This is a genomic window from Micromonospora rosaria, from assembly GCF_001567585.1.
In the GTDB taxonomy this organism is placed as follows: Bacteria; Actinomycetota; Actinomycetes; order Mycobacteriales; family Micromonosporaceae; genus Micromonospora; species Micromonospora rosaria.
Map to the genome: position 1 here is coordinate 1 of NZ_LRQV01000153.1, position 14,794 is coordinate 14,794.

The 14,794-nt window shown below is 72.7% G+C and carries 13 protein-coding genes; 9 read left to right on the top strand and 4 right to left on the bottom strand.

What is annotated here, in order from left to right; all coding sequences use genetic code 11:
- Positions 1 to 187 (bottom strand): DUF2510 domain-containing protein (locus AWW66_RS27580; protein ID WP_157528034.1); only part of this gene is annotated, 187 nt, incomplete at its 3' end.
- 151 nt (positions 188 to 338) lie between these two features.
- Complete coding sequence (gene hppD, locus AWW66_RS27585; RefSeq protein WP_067372231.1) at positions 339 to 1,544, bottom strand: 4-hydroxyphenylpyruvate dioxygenase; 1,206 nt, start codon at positions 1,542 to 1,544, stop codon at positions 339 to 341.
- 139 nt (positions 1,545 to 1,683) lie between these two features.
- On the opposite strand from hppD, the gene AWW66_RS27590 reads away from it, so the two are divergent.
- The 5 genes from AWW66_RS27590 (at position 1,684) to AWW66_RS27610 (ending at position 6,664) form a co-directional block, all read left to right on the top strand.
- Positions 1,684 to 2,184 (top strand): Lrp/AsnC family transcriptional regulator, encoded by a 501-nt coding sequence (locus AWW66_RS27590; protein ID WP_067372234.1) that lies wholly within the window; start codon positions 1,684 to 1,686, stop codon positions 2,182 to 2,184.
- Between the two features lie 156 nt (positions 2,185 to 2,340).
- A complete protein-coding gene (locus AWW66_RS27595; protein ID WP_067372260.1) occupies positions 2,341 to 3,801 on the top strand; it encodes an outer membrane protein assembly factor BamB family protein in 1,461 nt (486 codons plus the stop codon).
- A 146-nt stretch (positions 3,802 to 3,947) separates the two neighbouring features.
- Positions 3,948 to 5,618: a fumarate hydratase gene (locus AWW66_RS27600; protein WP_067372237.1), complete on the top strand. Its 1,671-nt coding sequence runs from the start codon at positions 3,948 to 3,950 to the stop codon at positions 5,616 to 5,618.
- Positions 5,619 to 5,721: 103 nt separating this feature from the next.
- Positions 5,722 to 6,126 carry a hypothetical protein gene (locus AWW66_RS27605; RefSeq protein ID WP_067372240.1) on the top strand — a complete coding sequence of 135 codons (405 nt, stop codon included), beginning with the start codon at positions 5,722 to 5,724 and terminating at the stop codon, positions 6,124 to 6,126.
- Positions 6,127 to 6,136: 10 nt separating this feature from the next.
- The gene (locus AWW66_RS27610; protein WP_067372243.1) at positions 6,137 to 6,664 is read left to right on the top strand and encodes a hypothetical protein; all 528 of its coding nucleotides are present in this window, start codon (positions 6,137 to 6,139) and stop codon (positions 6,662 to 6,664) included.
- 344 nt (positions 6,665 to 7,008) lie between these two features.
- Here the strand turns inward: AWW66_RS27610 and AWW66_RS27615 are convergent, their stop codons facing one another.
- Positions 7,009 to 7,992, bottom strand: a complete 984-nt coding sequence (locus tag AWW66_RS27615) for a hypothetical protein (protein ID WP_157528037.1) — start codon at positions 7,990 to 7,992, stop codon at positions 7,009 to 7,011.
- 391 nt (positions 7,993 to 8,383) lie between these two features.
- Between AWW66_RS27615 and AWW66_RS27620 the strand changes: the two genes are divergently transcribed.
- The 3 genes from AWW66_RS27620 (at position 8,384) to AWW66_RS27630 (ending at position 13,273) form a co-directional block, all read left to right on the top strand.
- Complete coding sequence (locus tag AWW66_RS27620) at positions 8,384 to 11,362, top strand: AfsR/SARP family transcriptional regulator (protein ID WP_067372246.1); 2,979 nt, start codon at positions 8,384 to 8,386, stop codon at positions 11,360 to 11,362.
- Between the two features lie 44 nt (positions 11,363 to 11,406).
- Positions 11,407 to 12,807 (top strand): class II fumarate hydratase, encoded by a 1,401-nt coding sequence (locus tag AWW66_RS27625; RefSeq protein ID WP_067372249.1) that lies wholly within the window; start codon positions 11,407 to 11,409, stop codon positions 12,805 to 12,807.
- Positions 12,808 to 12,868: 61 nt separating this feature from the next.
- Positions 12,869 to 13,273 (top strand): pyridoxamine 5'-phosphate oxidase family protein, encoded by a 405-nt coding sequence (locus AWW66_RS27630; protein WP_067372252.1) that lies wholly within the window; start codon positions 12,869 to 12,871, stop codon positions 13,271 to 13,273.
- A gap of 30 nt (positions 13,274 to 13,303) precedes the next feature.
- Here AWW66_RS27630 and AWW66_RS27635 read toward each other — a convergent pair whose 3' ends face one another.
- Complete coding sequence (locus AWW66_RS27635; protein ID WP_067372255.1) at positions 13,304 to 13,846, bottom strand: CGNR zinc finger domain-containing protein; 543 nt, start codon at positions 13,844 to 13,846, stop codon at positions 13,304 to 13,306.
- An 83-nt stretch (positions 13,847 to 13,929) separates the two neighbouring features.
- On the opposite strand from AWW66_RS27635, the gene AWW66_RS27640 reads away from it, so the two are divergent.
- Positions 13,930 to 14,794: EamA family transporter (locus AWW66_RS27640; RefSeq protein ID WP_067372258.1), on the top strand; the 865-nt coding region annotated here is incomplete at its 3' end.

Below are 14,794 nucleotides of genomic sequence, written 5' to 3' on the forward strand. Positions count from 1 at the left end.
CGGCCGCCGCGTCGCCGGTGGCCGGGATCGCCGGGCCGGCGGGTGGGGTGGTCGGCTCGGGCGGGGGCGGGCCGTCCGGTACCGGGGCGTCGACCGGGATGGGTGCGCCGAGCCAGCCCTCGCCGTCCCAGTACCGTCGGGTGTCCGGGTCGGCGGGGTCGACGTACCAGCCGGGCGACACGCTCACGGCGCCGCTCCGGGGCGCTCGGCGGGACCACCCGGGGGTGGCGTCACGTGGGGCCGGACGGTCCGTTGGCTGTGCTCGCTCACCTGGACACCTTAACGACGACGTCGCCGACCGAGCCCGGCACCGGTCCGCCGGCCCCCGCCCGCCGGGGTCACAGGTTGCCGCGCCGTTCCTGCTCCCGCTCGATCGCCTCGAACAGCGCCTTGAAGTTGCCCTTGCCGAAGCCGAGCGAGCCGTGCCGCTCGATCAGCTCGAAGAAGACCGTCGGCCGGTCCTGCACGGGCCGGGTGAAGATCTGGAGCAGGTAGCCGTCCTCGTCCCGGTCGACCAGGATCTTGCGGGCCTTCAACTCCTCGATCGGCACCCGGACCTCGCCGATGCGGGCGCGCAGCTCCGGGTCGTCGTAGTACGAGTCCGGGGTGTCCAGGAACTCGACGCCCGCCGCCCGCATGGCGTCCACGCTGGCCAGGATGTCGTTGGTGGCGACGGCGATGTGCTGGGCGCCGGGGCCCTGGTAGAACTCCAGGTACTCGTCGATCTGCGACTTCTTGCGGGCGACCGCCGGCTCGTTCAGCGGGAACTTGACCTTGCGGGTGCCGTTCGCGACCACCTTGCTCATCAGCGCCGAGTAGTCGGTGGCGATGTCGTCACCGACGAACTCCGCCATGTTGGTGAAGCCCATGACCCGCTGGTAGAACTGCACCCACTCGTCCATCCGACCCAGCTCCACGTTGCCGACCACGTGGTCGACGGCCTGGAAGAAGCGCTTCGGCTGGAGGCCGGCGGCGATCATCGGCTGCCGGTCCACGATCGGCGTCCGGGCGACGAAGCCGGGCAGGAACGGGCCGGTGTACCGGGACCGGTCGACCAGGGTGTGCCGGGTGTCGCCGTAGGTGGCGATGGCGGCCAGCCGGACGGTGCCGTAAGAGTCGGTGACGTCGTGCGGCTCCAGCAGGCCGGTCGCGCCCTGCCCGGTGGCGTGCGCGTACGCGGCGTCGACGTCGGGGACCTCCAGCGCGATGTCCGACACGCCGTCGCTGTGCCGGGCGACGAAGTCGACCTCGGGGACGTCCGGGCGGACCGCCCCGCGCAGCACGAACCGGGCCGAACCGCTGGTCAGCACGTACTCGGCGTGGTCGCGGTAGCCCTGCTCCGGCCCCCGGTACGCCACGCAAATCATGCCGAACGCGGTGGAGTAGTAGTGCGCGGCCTGCTTGGCGTTGCCCACCACGAAGGTCACGTGGTCGAGCCCCCGGACCGGGAACGGGTCGCGGCTGATGTCGTGGTCGACGGCCCCGACGAGGACGTCGACGTCGACCTCTCCGGTCGACTGGGGTCGGTCGATCGCCTGCGTCATCGCGGACTCCCTCCTGCGCCGGCCACCTCGTGGGCGACCACGGTGGTACCTGATGTGGCGAGGATCGCGGCCCACGGGCGACTGGGCAACCGTCTCGTTCCTGCCTGGTCAGGTTGTGCATTCGGTACGGTGTTCAGCCATGACCGCTGCACAATCTGTCCAGCTCGACGCGGTGGACGCCAGGCTGATCGAGTTGCTCGCCGAGGAGCCCCGAATCGGGGTGCTGGAGTGCTCCCGCCGGCTCGGGGTGGCCCGGGGCACCGTCCAGGCCCGGTTGGACAAGCTGGTCCAGCGGGGCGTGATCGGCGGCTTCGGGCCGGACGTCTCCCCGGCGGCGATCGGGTTCGGGGTGACCAGCTTCGTCACCCTGGAGATCAGCCAACGGCACGGCCACGACCCGGTCACCGCCCACCTCGCGGCCATCCCCGAGGTGCTGGAGGCGCACACCATCACCGGCTCCAGCGACCTGCTCTGCCGGATCGTGGCCCGGTCGAACGCCGACCTCCAGCGGGTGATCGACCAGATCGTCTCCTCGGTGGGCATCAGCCGGGCCTCCACGGTCATCGCCCTCGCCGAGGCCATCCCCTACCGCACCCTCCCCCTGGTCCGCTCCGCCACGCAAGGAAGGGCCCCCTGTTAACGCTTTCTGTAGCGGAAGGGCCCCTTCCAATCCGGTGGGTGCGGGGGCCGGCGGGCCCGGTCGACGCGGCGCAATAGCACGTCGGGGTCGAGAAAGCGCGGCGACACGGGCACGCGACCGTTCGGCGCGGCGGTGATCGTGGCTACCGTGTCCGGTGTGGCGAACCAGAGGGGCTTCGGGGTCAAGAGCTTCCTCGCGCTCGCCCTCGTCGCCGTCGTCGCCCTCGCCGTCACCGGGGTCTGGAACCCGTTCCCCGGCGTGTGGGACTGGGTCAAGCGCAGCGAGCCGATCTCCGAGCCGGACGTGGTCTGGCAGGAACGCATCGGCGGTACCCCCCGCAGCGTGACCATCGCCGGGGACGCCGTCGTGGTCGAGCAGCGGACCCGGGTCGAGGCGCGCAGCCTCGCCACCGGCGTGCAGCTCTGGGAGCGCAAGGCGGACTGGGCGGCGGTCGCCGGCGCCGACGGTACCTCCGTCGTCGCCGTGGGCAAGCTCCTGCTCAAGGGGTACGAGCTGCTCGACCCGGTCACCGGCGCGGTGCTGCGCAAGGTCGACGACGCGGTGGCCGTCTGGACGTACCGGAACCTGCTGCTGGACGCCCGCTGTGCCGGCGCCACCGACTGCACCCTCTCCGCCTGGGACCCGCGCGGCACCCGGCCGCTCTGGACGGCGTTCCTGCCCGGCGTCAGCACCTCGTGGCTGGCCGACAACCCCGACCTGCTGAACACCCGCCGGCTCACCGCGCTGCGGGTCGACGAGGGGGTGGCCGGTCCGGAGTCGGTGCCGCCGCTGCTCGGGTTCCCGGTCGACGGCCGCGTGCACGTGGTGGACACCGCCACCGGTCGGGTCCTCCAGGATCTGCAACCCGCCCGGGACGAACGCCTCTCCGTCGTCGGCGGCCGGCTGCTGCGGATCACCGCCCGGTCCGTCGACGGTGCCTGCCTGTTCGGTCTCGCCGCCACCGACCCGGCGACCGGGCAGCAGGTCTGGCAGCGGGCCGGCATCAACCTGCGCAACGCCGACAACGCCGGCTGCGCGCAGCGGGAGGACCCGCAGGGGGCCCGCAACGTGCTGATCGGGCTCTCCCCGGAGGGGCGGGAGGTGGTGGTGGACGGCTACACCGGCCGGTTCTTGCAGGTCGACCAGCCGGAGGAACGGCTGCTCGCGGTGGACGACCGGTACTCGGTGGTGCGCAGCGCCGACCAGCGGACGATCGTCGGGCGGGAACTCGCCGTCGACCGGGACCGGTGGAGCCGCCCCAGTGGCGGGAAGACCGGGGTGGTGCTCACCCCGTACGCGGCGGTGATCTCGGACGAGAAGCCGACCCGGCTGGTGGCGGTGCACCCGCGTACCGGGCAGGAACTGCTGCATCTGCGTACCGCCGCGAACGCGCTGGCGATCGGGCCGGGCGGCATGGTCATCGGCGAGGGGCGGGAGATCGGGTACGTCCGCTTCGGCACCGGCGTGGGGCCGGGCGCGGAGCCGGCCGGCGGCGTACCCGGGGACGGCGCCGTGCCCGGCTCGGGCGAGGACCGTCCCGGCACCTCCGGGAACCCGGCGGACTGCGGCCCCAAGCGGGAGGCCTGCCCGGACCCCGGCGCCGGCAAGGACGGCTGAACCCGGGTGTCGGGGCCGGTGGGCGTGGCTGGCACCGGGCCAAGGGGCCCGACGGGCGTGCGCGACACGCCGTGGATGTAAGCGGTGTCCCAGGACCCGACCGGCGGGTGGGACGGATCGATTCGACTGGCCTAGGCTTTCGCCTCATGAGCAGTGCCGCCGCGTTCTCGTACGCTCCCTTGCTGCCGACCGGCCCGGACCAGACCGAGTACCGCCTGGTCACCGACGAGGGCGTCGACGTCGTCAACGGTCCCGGCGGTCGTCGGTTCCTGACCGTGGATCCGGCGGCGCTGACCGCCCTGACCGCCGAGGCGATGCACGACATCGCCCACTTCCTGCGCCCGGCCCACCTGGCGCAGCTCCGCGCGATCATCGACGACCCGGCCGCCTCGCCGAACGACCGGTTCGTGGCGTTGGACCTGCTGCGCAACGCGAACATCGCGGCCGGCGGGGTGCTGCCGATGTGCCAGGACACCGGCACCGCGATCGTGATGGGCAAGCGGGGGCGGCACGTGCTCACCGACGGCACCGACGCCGAGGCCATCTCGCGGGGCGTCTACCAGGCGTACACGAAGCTGAACCTGCGGTACTCGCAGCTCGCCCCGCTGACCATGTGGGAGGAGCGCAACACCGGCAGCAACCTGCCCGCCCAGGTGGAGGTCTACGCCGAGGACCCGGACGGGCACCCGGACGCGTACAAGTTCCTCTTCATGGCCAAGGGGGGCGGCTCGGCCAACAAGTCGTACCTCTACCAGGAGACGAAGGCGCTGCTCAACCCGACCCGGATGATGCAGTTCCTGGAGGAGAAGCTGCGGCTGATCGGCACCGCCGCCTGCCCGCCGTACCATCTGGCGATCGTCATCGGCGGCACCTCCGCCGAGTACGCCCTCAAGACCGCCAAGTACGCCTCGGCGAAGTACCTGGACGCGCTGCCCACCGAGGGCTCGATGACCGCGCACGGCTTCCGGGACCTGGAGCTGGAGGCGGAGGTGCTGGAGCTGACCCGTAACTTCGGCATCGGCGCGCAGTTCGGCGGCCGGTACTTCTGCCACGACGTGCGGGTGGTCCGGCTGCCCCGGCACGGCGCGTCCTGCCCGGTGGCGATCGCGGTCTCCTGCTCCGCCGACCGGCAGGCGGTCGCCAAGATCACCCCGTCCGGGGTCTGGCTGGAGCGGCTGGAGACCGACCCGGCCCGGTACCTGCCCGAGGTCACCGACGAGACCCTGGAGACCGAGGAGGTCGTCCGGGTCGACCTGAACCGGCCGATGGACGAGATCCGCGCCGAGCTGTCGAAGTACCCGGTGAAGACCCGGCTCTCGCTGACCGGGCCGCTGGTGGTGGCCCGGGACATCGCGCACGCGAAGATCGCCGAGCGGCTGGACGCGGGCGAGCCGATGCCGCAGTACCTGCGCGACCACGCGGTCTACTACGCCGGCCCGGCGAAGACCCCCGAGGGGTACGCCTCCGGCTCGTTCGGCCCGACCACGGCCGGCCGGATGGACGCGTACGTGGAGAAGTTCCAGGCCGCCGGGGGCTCGTTGGTGATGCTGGCCAAGGGGAACCGTTCCGCCCAGGTGACCCGCTCCTGCGACCGGTACGGCGGCTTCTACCTCGGCTCGATCGGCGGCCCCGCCGCCCGGCTGGCCCAGGACTGCATCAAGCACGTCGAGGTCCTGGAGTACCAGGAGCTGGGCATGGAGGCGGTCTGGAAGATCGAGGTGGAGGACTTCCCCGCGTTCATCGTGGTCGACGACAAGGGCAACGACTTCTTCGCCGAGGTCACCAAGCCGGTCCTCACCGTCGGCCGCCGCTCTTGAGAAGTTTAAGGACTTAGAGCTCTCAAGTTTGTGCGTGTCGCACTGCTGAAACTCCTTGACCTCTTGAGACTATCTCCTTCGAGAGGTCTGGGAGGGTCGCATCATGCCGAATATCGACGTTGACGAAGCCACGGACAGGTACCTTGCCTTCGCCGCAAACATTGCCGGGCTGACGAAGGGGGAGGTGGTGGCCAAGCTGGTGGCCCAGGTTCAAGCTGTTGGCGTTCCGGTGTCCGAAGAAGGCGGGGATGATGAACCGGCTACGGTGCGGGTCTACGCCGACTACGCCGGCCACCGCACCTATGCGTCCTTCGTGCCGGGGCTAGGGCGGATCGACATCACCTCAGGGCCGCTGGCTGGCCGCTCCTATCGGACCCCCAGCCAGGCCGCCAGGGAAATCGTCAAGCACTACAACCCTGAAGTCTCCCCACACCGTAACGGCTGGACCTTCTTCCTCCTTGCCGCCACCGGTGCGCCGCTTCAGAGTCTCCGCCACCGGTTGCACTGAGGCACGTGGAATGGCTCTTCACATCTTCGCCGACGAGACTAAGGAGCGGGGTTTCCTGCTCGCCGCCGCCTGCCTGGACCAGGTCGCACTGGTGTCGGCCAGAGCCGGGATCGCCCGGTTGGTGCTCCGCGGGCAGCGGAGTATCCACTTCTGCAAGGAGCGGGACGGTCGCAGACGGGAGATTCTCCGTCATCTCCGGACGCTGCCGGTGGAGGTCGTCCTGTACGACGCGACGACGTATCGGAGTGTTAAGTCTGCTCGTGACGCCTGCCTGCGTGCGCTGGTCGCCGACGCTGCAAAGGTGGCTGCGGAACGCCTCGTGCTCGAACTCGACACGTCCTCCGAGCAGGCGGACAAGAGATTGCTGCGGCGGGAGTTGTCGCTGGCGGGGATCGCGGACCAGCTTCGCTACGACCACTTGCGGGCGCACGATGATCACATGCTGGCGATCCCGGATGCTGTCGCCTGGTCGTGGGCGAAGGGCGGAGAGTGGCAGTCGATGGTGCGGCCCCTGGTGCGGGAAGTGCGCACGCTCTGAGCTGACAGTGAATTCTGCCTCGTCGGCCTGGCCGGGATACGCGAAACCCGGCCCACCCACCGTCCGGAAGGCTGCCGGGTCCACTTCCTGGCGCTACTGCGACAGGCAACTACCAAGCTACCTCGGTGGACGTACCGGAACAAGTAAGTCCGACGTGAAAGGTGGCTCTGGCTGGCGTGGGCCTTTCGCAGGAAGACGGGGCCGGGTCGAGATCCTCAACCTGGGCAAGTGGTCTGTCCGACGTTTCGTAGCCGGCGTTGGCCTGCGCTGCTCGGGGTTGCCCGTGGGTGCTGACTGTGACACGTCGGGCCGGCCCGTTGGCGGACGGGCCGGCCCGACGCGGGTCAGCTCGCCCGGCCGGCCTGGAAGTGGCCGGTGACGCTCTCCGAGGCGATTCCGTCCGCCGTCCGGGTGAAGACGGTGACCTGCTGCGGCAGGAAGTTCGGCGGGGTGAACGTGACCGACGCCGACCCGTCGGGACCGGCCGGGACCGTCCGCAGCGGGCCGAGGACGCCGAACCGGTAGACGTACTCGGTCACGCCGGGCATCCCCGGCCGGAAGACGAACGTGCCGGGCGTGCCGACCGGGGCACCCACCTGACCGAGCGGGTACTGGACCGAGCTGATCGTCGGCCGGGTCTCCAGGTGGAACCGGTGCCACCGCTCACCGGAGGGCAGGTCGTCGGCGGTCCGGCTGCGGACGTACAGGGTGTTCCAGCCGGGCGTGGTCGGGGTGAGGGTGATCGTGGCCGTGCCGTCCGGCGCCGCGACCACCGTCTGCTCCGCCCCGGCGTCGAGCCGGTACGTGTACGCGACCACGCCGGGCATCCCCGGCGTGAGGGTCAGGGTGCGCGGCTGGCCGTACCCGGCGGTGGGGTTGCCGTCGGTGACGGTCGGGCTGGTGTCGCGGACCCGGAAGGTGTGGCTGGTGACCGGCGACCGGTTGCCCGCCGCGTCGACGGCCTGGACGCTCAGCACGGCCGGCCCGTCCTCGTCCGGCGTGACGGTGACCGTCGCCGAGCCGCCCGGCTGGTCGACGGCGACCTGGGTGACCGCCCCGCCGTCGAGCCAGTACCGGAAGCCGAGGACGTCGGTGTCGCCGCCGGCGTCGAAGGTGAAGCTGCCCGGGACACCCGGACCGCCGTACCATCCCTCGTCGGCCGGGTAGTCCGGGGAGGTGACCGTCGGCGCGGTGGGCCCGGCGGTGACCGTGGCGCCGGCGGCGCGGGCGGTGCCGGCCGGTGCGGCGGCGTGCGCGGGCCCGGCGGCGGCCAGCGCGACCGTGCCGGCGAGCAGAGTGGACAGTCCGACGGCCGCGCTCCGGCTCACCCGGCGCCCGATGGTACCCACGGTGACGTGCACGATCATGTCCTCCGACGGCGGGTAGTATGTCTCGATGACCGTAAGTGTCTGACGGTGTCGGCTTTCCGGGTGCGAGCTTCGGAGGTGCGGTGCGCGCAGTGCCGTGGCTCGACCGGGCCGCTGAGCGTGGCGGGGCAGGTGGCGGAAGTTTCGCGCGCAGGCGACATCGGTGCGCCCGTCCATCATGGATGGACGGGCGCACCGCCCCCGTCGGCATGCCATGGCTGACAGCCCGGACAGAGTGTGCGGGGCGACGCTGCCGAACCACTCTCATTTCGCTATCAGCCCCCGGTGGCGCCCCGTCACCGTCGGGTTACGCTGCTGCAAGTTCCACGAAGCCAGCGGGGGGCATCGGACAATGCGGTTTCGGATCCTGGGGCCCCTGCGGATAGCCGGGGGCGCCACGGTGACCGCGACCCGGGACCGGACGGTGCTCGCCCTGCTCCTGCTGCGGTTCGGCCGGGTGGTGCCGGTGGAGGACCTGATCGACGCGGTCTGGGAGGACCGGCCCCCGGCGACCGCGCGGGCCCAGCTCCAGACCTGCGTCTCCCGGCTCCGGCGCCGCTTCACCGAACTGGGCGTACCCGCCGACCTGATCCACACCGACCCGGCCGGGTACAGCATCCGGGCCGACTCGACCGACCTCGACGTCGAACTCTTCGCCGAACGACTCGACGCCGCGCGGGCCGCCGTCACGGCCGGTCGGCTGCCGCAGGCGCAGGCGTACTTCCGGGCCGCGCTCGGCCTGTGGCGGGGCGCCGCGCTCAGCGGCGTGCTCAGCCGCAGCGTCCGGCGTCGGGCGCAGGCCCTCGACGAGCAGCGGCTCGCCGCGCTGGAGGAGTGCGTCGACGTCGAGCTGCGGCTCGGCCGCGCCGCCGACCTGGTCGACGAACTGGCCGAGGCGGTCGACCGGCACCCGCTGCGGGAACGGCTGCGTGGGCAGGCGATGCTGGCGCTCTCCGCCGTCGGCCGGCAGGCCGACGCGCTCGCGCTGTACCGGGAGGGCCGGCGGATCTACGCCGAGGAACTCGGCATCGAGCCGGGCGCCGCGCTCCAGGCGCTGCACCAGCGGGTGCTCGCCGGCGACCTGGCCTTCGCCGACCCGCCCCGGCACGCCGACCCGCCGGTCCGGGCGCTGCCCCGGGCGATCAGCGACTTCACCGGCCGGCAGGAGACGCTGACCCGGCTGGTCAAGGAGATCGACGAGGACCGGGCCCGGGTGCACCTCATCGACGGGATGGCGGGCAGCGGCAAGACCACCCTGGCGGTGCACCTGGCCGTCCGGCTGGCCGACCGGTTCCCCGACGCCCAGCTCTTCATCGACCTGCACGGGCACAGCGAGCGCCGGCCGTTGAGCCCGGCCGCCGCGCTGGCCACCCTGCTGCGCCAGCTCGGGGTGCCGGCCGCGCGGATCCCGCTCGACCTGGACGACCGGCTGTCGTTGTGGCGTACCGAACTGGCCGCCCGGCGGGCGCTGGTGGTGCTGGACAACGCCGCCAGCGCCACCCAGGTCGCCCCGCTGCTGCCGGCCGGCGCGGACTGCCTGGTGCTGGTCACCAGCCGGCGGCGGCTGGTCGGCCTGGACGAGGGGCGGCCCTCGTCGCTGCCCGTGCTGGACACCGACGAGGCGGTCGAGTTGCTGGGCCGGGTCGCCGGCGCGGACCGGGTGGCGGCGGAGCCGGCGGCCGCCGGCGAGGTGGTACGCCGCTGTGGCCACCTGCCGCTGGCCATCCGGCTGGCCGGCGCCCGGTTGGTGCACCGACCCCGGTGGCGGGTGGCGGACCTGGCCGAGCGCCTGGTGACCGCGGCGGACCCGCTGGCCGAACTGGCCGCCGGGCAGCGCTCCGTCGGCCACGCCTTCGCCCTGTCGTACGCCCAGGTGTCGTCCCCGGCGCAGCGGGTGTTCCGGCTGCTCGGCCTGCACCCGGGGGTGCGCTTCGACAACCGGCTCGCCGCCGCGCTCGCCGACCTCTCCCTGCGCGAGACACAGGACCTGCTGGACGAACTGGTCGACGCGCACCTGGCGGAGGAGACGGAACCGGGCCGGTACCGGCTGCACGACCTGATCCGGGAGTACGCCCGCACGCTGCTCGCCGAGCCGGGGCGGGCCGCCGAGCGCAGCGCCGTCATCGAACGCCTGCTCGACCACCACCTGCACGTCGCCGCCGCCATCGCCAAGACGATCGAGCCGGCGGGCACCGCCGGGGCGCTGCGGTTGCCCACCCCGCTGCGTCCGGACCTGGTCGCGGACACCGCCTCGGACGGGCGGGCCTGGTTCGACGAGAACCGGGCGGTGCTCACCGCGCTGGTCCGGCTGGCCGAGGCCGAGGGCTTCCGGCAGCACTGCTGGCAGTTGGCCCGCGCCTGCTGGCGGTCCCACCTGCTCGGCGGTCACCTGGACGAGCTGATCGAGACGCACGGGGTCGGGCTGCGCGCGGCGCGGCAGTTGGGCGACGACCACGCCACCCTGGTGATGCTCAACTACCTCGCCTCCGGGTACTACCGCCGGGCCGGGTTCGGCGAGGCGATCCGCCTGCTGGAGACGGCGCTGGACCTGCCGCGCCGGCCGGACCTGCGCTTCGAGGTCAGCAACCTGCTCTCCAACCTGGGGATCTCCTACGCCGCCACCGGGGACGTCCGGCGCAGCCTGGACCTCCTCGCCGAGTCGGCGACGCTGGCCCGCCCCGGGGACGGCCTGGGCGCGGTGACGAACAACCTCAACAACCGCGCGTACGTCCTGATCGTCGGCGGCCGGTACGCGGAGGCGCTGCGGACCAGCCGCCAGCACCTCCTGCTGGCCCGGCAGGTGGCCGATCCGGTGCAGCTCGCGAACGCGGTCGTCCACGTGGGCGTGATCCGGGCCCGGCTGGGGCACGTCGGGCCGGCCCGACGCCTGCTGCGGGCCGCGCTGTACCTCAAACGGCAGGGCGGGAACCGGCTGGGGGAGGGCGAGGTGCTCAACGAACTGGGCGCCGTGGAGCGCGCCGAGGGCCGCCCGGACTCGGCCGCCACCCTGCACCGGGAGGCGCTGGTCGCGATCACCGAGGCGGGTGACCGGGTCGGGCAGTGCGCCTCGCGCAACCTGCTGGCCCGCGCGATCCTCGACCAGGGGGACGTCTCCAGCGCGCTGGACCTGCACCGCCGGGTGCTCGCCGACGCCACCCGGCTCGGCGTGCGGTACGAGCAGGCCCGCGCGCTCGACGGGATGGCCCGCTGCCGACGGGCCGCCGACCCGGCCGAGGCCCGCGCGTACTGGGCGCGGGCGCTGGCGCTGTTCCGTCAGGTCGACGCGCCCGAGCAGCACGAGGTGGCCCGGCTGCTGGCCGCATTGGACTGAGCGATCATCTGCGCGTCGGTGCGGGGCGCGGCAGGATGGAACGCGTGACGACTCCAGAGGCAGTGGGCTACCGGATCGAACGCGACTCGATGGGCGAGGTGGAGGTGCCCGCCGACGCCCTGTGGCGGGCGCAGACCCAGCGGGCGGTGCAGAACTTCCCGATCTCGGGCCGGGGCATCGAGTCGGCCCAGATCCGCGCGCTGGCCCAGATCAAGGGGGCGGCGGCCGAGGTCAACGGCGAGCTGGGGGTGATCGACGCGACCGTCGCCGCCGCGATCGCCGCCGCCGCCGCGCACGTGGCCGACGGCGGGTACGACGACCAGTTCCCGGTGGACGTGTTCCAGACCGGCTCGGGCACCTCCTCGAACATGAACACCAACGAGGTGCTCGCCACCCTGGCCAGCCGGGAACTGGGCCGGGACGTGCACCCGAACGACGACGTGAACGCCTCCCAGTCCAGCAACGACGTCTTCCCCTCCTCCATCCACCTGGCCGCCACCCAGGCGGTCGTCGAGGACCTGCTGCCGGCGCTGGCCCACCTGGCCGGGGCGCTGGAGGCCAAGGCCGGCGAGTTCGAGACCGTGGTGAAGGCCGGGCGTACCCACCTGATGGACGCCACCCCGGTCACCCTCGGCCAGGAGTTCGGCGGGTACGCCGCCCAGGTCCGGTACGGCATCGAGCGGCTGGAGTCGGCCCTGCCCCGGCTCGCCGAACTGCCGCTCGGCGGCACCGCCGTCGGCACCGGCATCAACACGCCGCTCGGCTTCGCCGCCGCCGTGATCGAGAAGCTGCGGGCCTCGACCGGGCTGCCGGTCACCGAGGCGCGCAACCACTTCGAGGCGCAGGGGGCGCGCGACGCCCTGGTGGAGACCTCCGGCCAGTTGCGGACCGTCGCGGTCGGCCTCTACAAGGTGGCCAACGACATCCGCTGGATGGGCTCCGGCCCCCGCGCGGGCCTGCGCGAGCTGCGCATCCCCGACCTCCAGCCCGGCTCGTCGATCATGCCGGGCAAGGTGAACCCGGTGGTCTGCGAGGCGGTCCGGCAGGTCAGCGCCCAGGTGGTCGGCAACGACGCCACGGTCGCCTTCGCCGGCTCCCAGGGCGACTTCGAGCTGAACGTGATGCTGCCGGTGATGGCCCGCAACATCCTGGAGTCGATCCGGCTGCTCTCCGCCGCCAGCCGCCTGCTCGCCGACCGCTGCGTGGTCGGCCTGGTCGCGGACGCCGAGGTCTGCCTGGCGTACGCCGAGGGGTCGCCGTCGATCGTCACCCCGCTCAACCGCCACCTCGGGTACGACGAGGCGGCCTCGATCGCCAAGGAGGCGCTGGAGCGGCAGGTCTCCATCCGGGAGGTGGTGCTCTCCCGGGGGCACGTGGACAACGGCCGGCTCTCCGAGGACCAGTTGGACGAGGCACTCGACCTGCTCCGGATGACCCACCCCTGAGCTGTGGGACAGTGGGCGGCATGCTGCCGCACGCCTGCCGGTCTCGGCCTGGAGCGCGCCGGTGAGGGCGCCGACCACTCCCGACGCCACCGTGCTGGACCGGCTCGACCGGGAACGGGTGGTCTGGTGCTGCACGCTGCGGCCGGACGGCTCCCCGCACCTGACCCCGGTCTGGTACCGGTACCGGGACGACGAGTGGTGGATCGCCACGGCGGCACGGTCGGTCAAGGCCCGTAACGTCGCCCGTGACCCCCGGGTCTCGTTGGCCCTGCCGGACGGCCTCGCGCCGGTGGTCGCCGAGGGCACCGCCGAGGTCGTCCACCCGCCCTTCCCGCCCGAGGTGGTCGCCGCCCTCGCCGAGCGGTACGACGGCTGGGACGTCACCGTGCCGGACGGCCCGGACGGCCCGTACGTGCTGCTCCGGGTCGCCGTCACCCGGTGGCTGATGGCCGGCACGGCCCAGTGACGGCCGGCCGGGGCACCGCCGGGGTGGTGGTCAGGTCTCCTCGGCGGCCTTGCGGGCCCGGTAGGCGCTGACCGCCGCGCGGTTGCCGCAGCCGGCGGCGCAGAACCGCCGGGACCGGTTCTTCGACAGGTCGACCAGCACGTTGTCGCAGTCCGGGTGGGCGCACCTGCGGAGCCGGCTCACCTCCCGACTGCGGACCAGGTCGGCCAGGGCCATCGCCGCCTCGACCGCCATCCGCCGGTCCAGCGGCGCGTCCCGGGGCACCGCGTGCAGGTGGTACGGCTCGTCGTCGTGGCGGATCAGTTGCGGCAGCGCGTGCGCCTCGCGGAGCAGGCCGTTGACGATCTCGACGATCTCGTCCTCGTCGGCGTGCCAGATCCGACGCAGGCGGGGCCGCAGCGCGCGGACCGCCCGTAGCTCCGCGTCGGTCCGGTCGTGCCGGCCGCTGTACTTCTGGGTGACCACGAACTCGGTGAGGGCGGGCACGTCCGGCAGGCCCTCGTCGGGCCCGGCGGTGTTGACCAGCGCGGCGACGGTGAGCAGGGCGGGTTCGGTGTCATGAGCAAAAAGCAACTTGACTCCTGTCGTATACCCCGCTTAGCGTCACCACCAAATCTTAGTTTGCTCATGACATCTTGCCGAGTCGAGGAGATTCGATGCGCCCCCGTCCCGCCGCCGGCGTCGGCCTCGGCCTGCTGCTGATCTCCGGGCTCACCTTCGCCACCTCCGGTACCTTCGCCCGTTCCCTGATCGACGCCGGCTGGTCCGCCGAGGCGGCGGTCATCGCCCGGGTCGGCATCGCCGCCCTGGTCCTCGCCGTGCCGGCGCTGCTCTCCCTGCGCGGCAAGGTGGCGGTGCTGCGGCGCAACCTCGTCTCCGTCGGGGTCTTCGGCATCCTCGGGGTGGCGACGGCGCAGGCCTGCTTCTTCAACGCGGTGCGGTACCTGCCGGTCGGCGTGGCGCTGCTGCTGGAGTACCTCGGCGTGATCCTGGTGGTGGCCTGGATGTGGCTGGCGCACGGGCAGCGCCCCCGCCGGCTCACCGTGGCCGGCTCGGTGGTGGCCGTGCTCGGCCTGGTGTTCGTCCTCGACCTGACCGGGGCGACCCGCCTCGACCCGGTCGGCGTGCTCTGGGGCCTGGGCGCGGCGGTCGGCCTGGCCGGGTACTTCGTGCTCGCCGGCCGGATCGACGACGACCTGCCCTCGGTCGCCATGGCCAGCGGCGGCATGGCCGTCGGGGCGGTCGTCCTCGGGCTGCTCGGGGTGACCGGTGTGCTGTCGTTGGACGCCACCTTCGGCGAGGTCACCTTCGCCGGGCAGCAGACGAGCTGGCTGGTGCCGATCGCCGGGCTGTCGCTGATCGCGGCGGTCGTCGCGTACCTCGCCGGCATCGCCGGCACCCGGATCCTGGGCGCCCGGCTGTCGTCCTTCGTCGGGCTGACCGAGGTGATGTTCGCGGTGCTGATCGCCTGGCTCGTGCTGGACGAGTTGCCCACCGTCGTCCAGTTGCTCGGCGGCACCC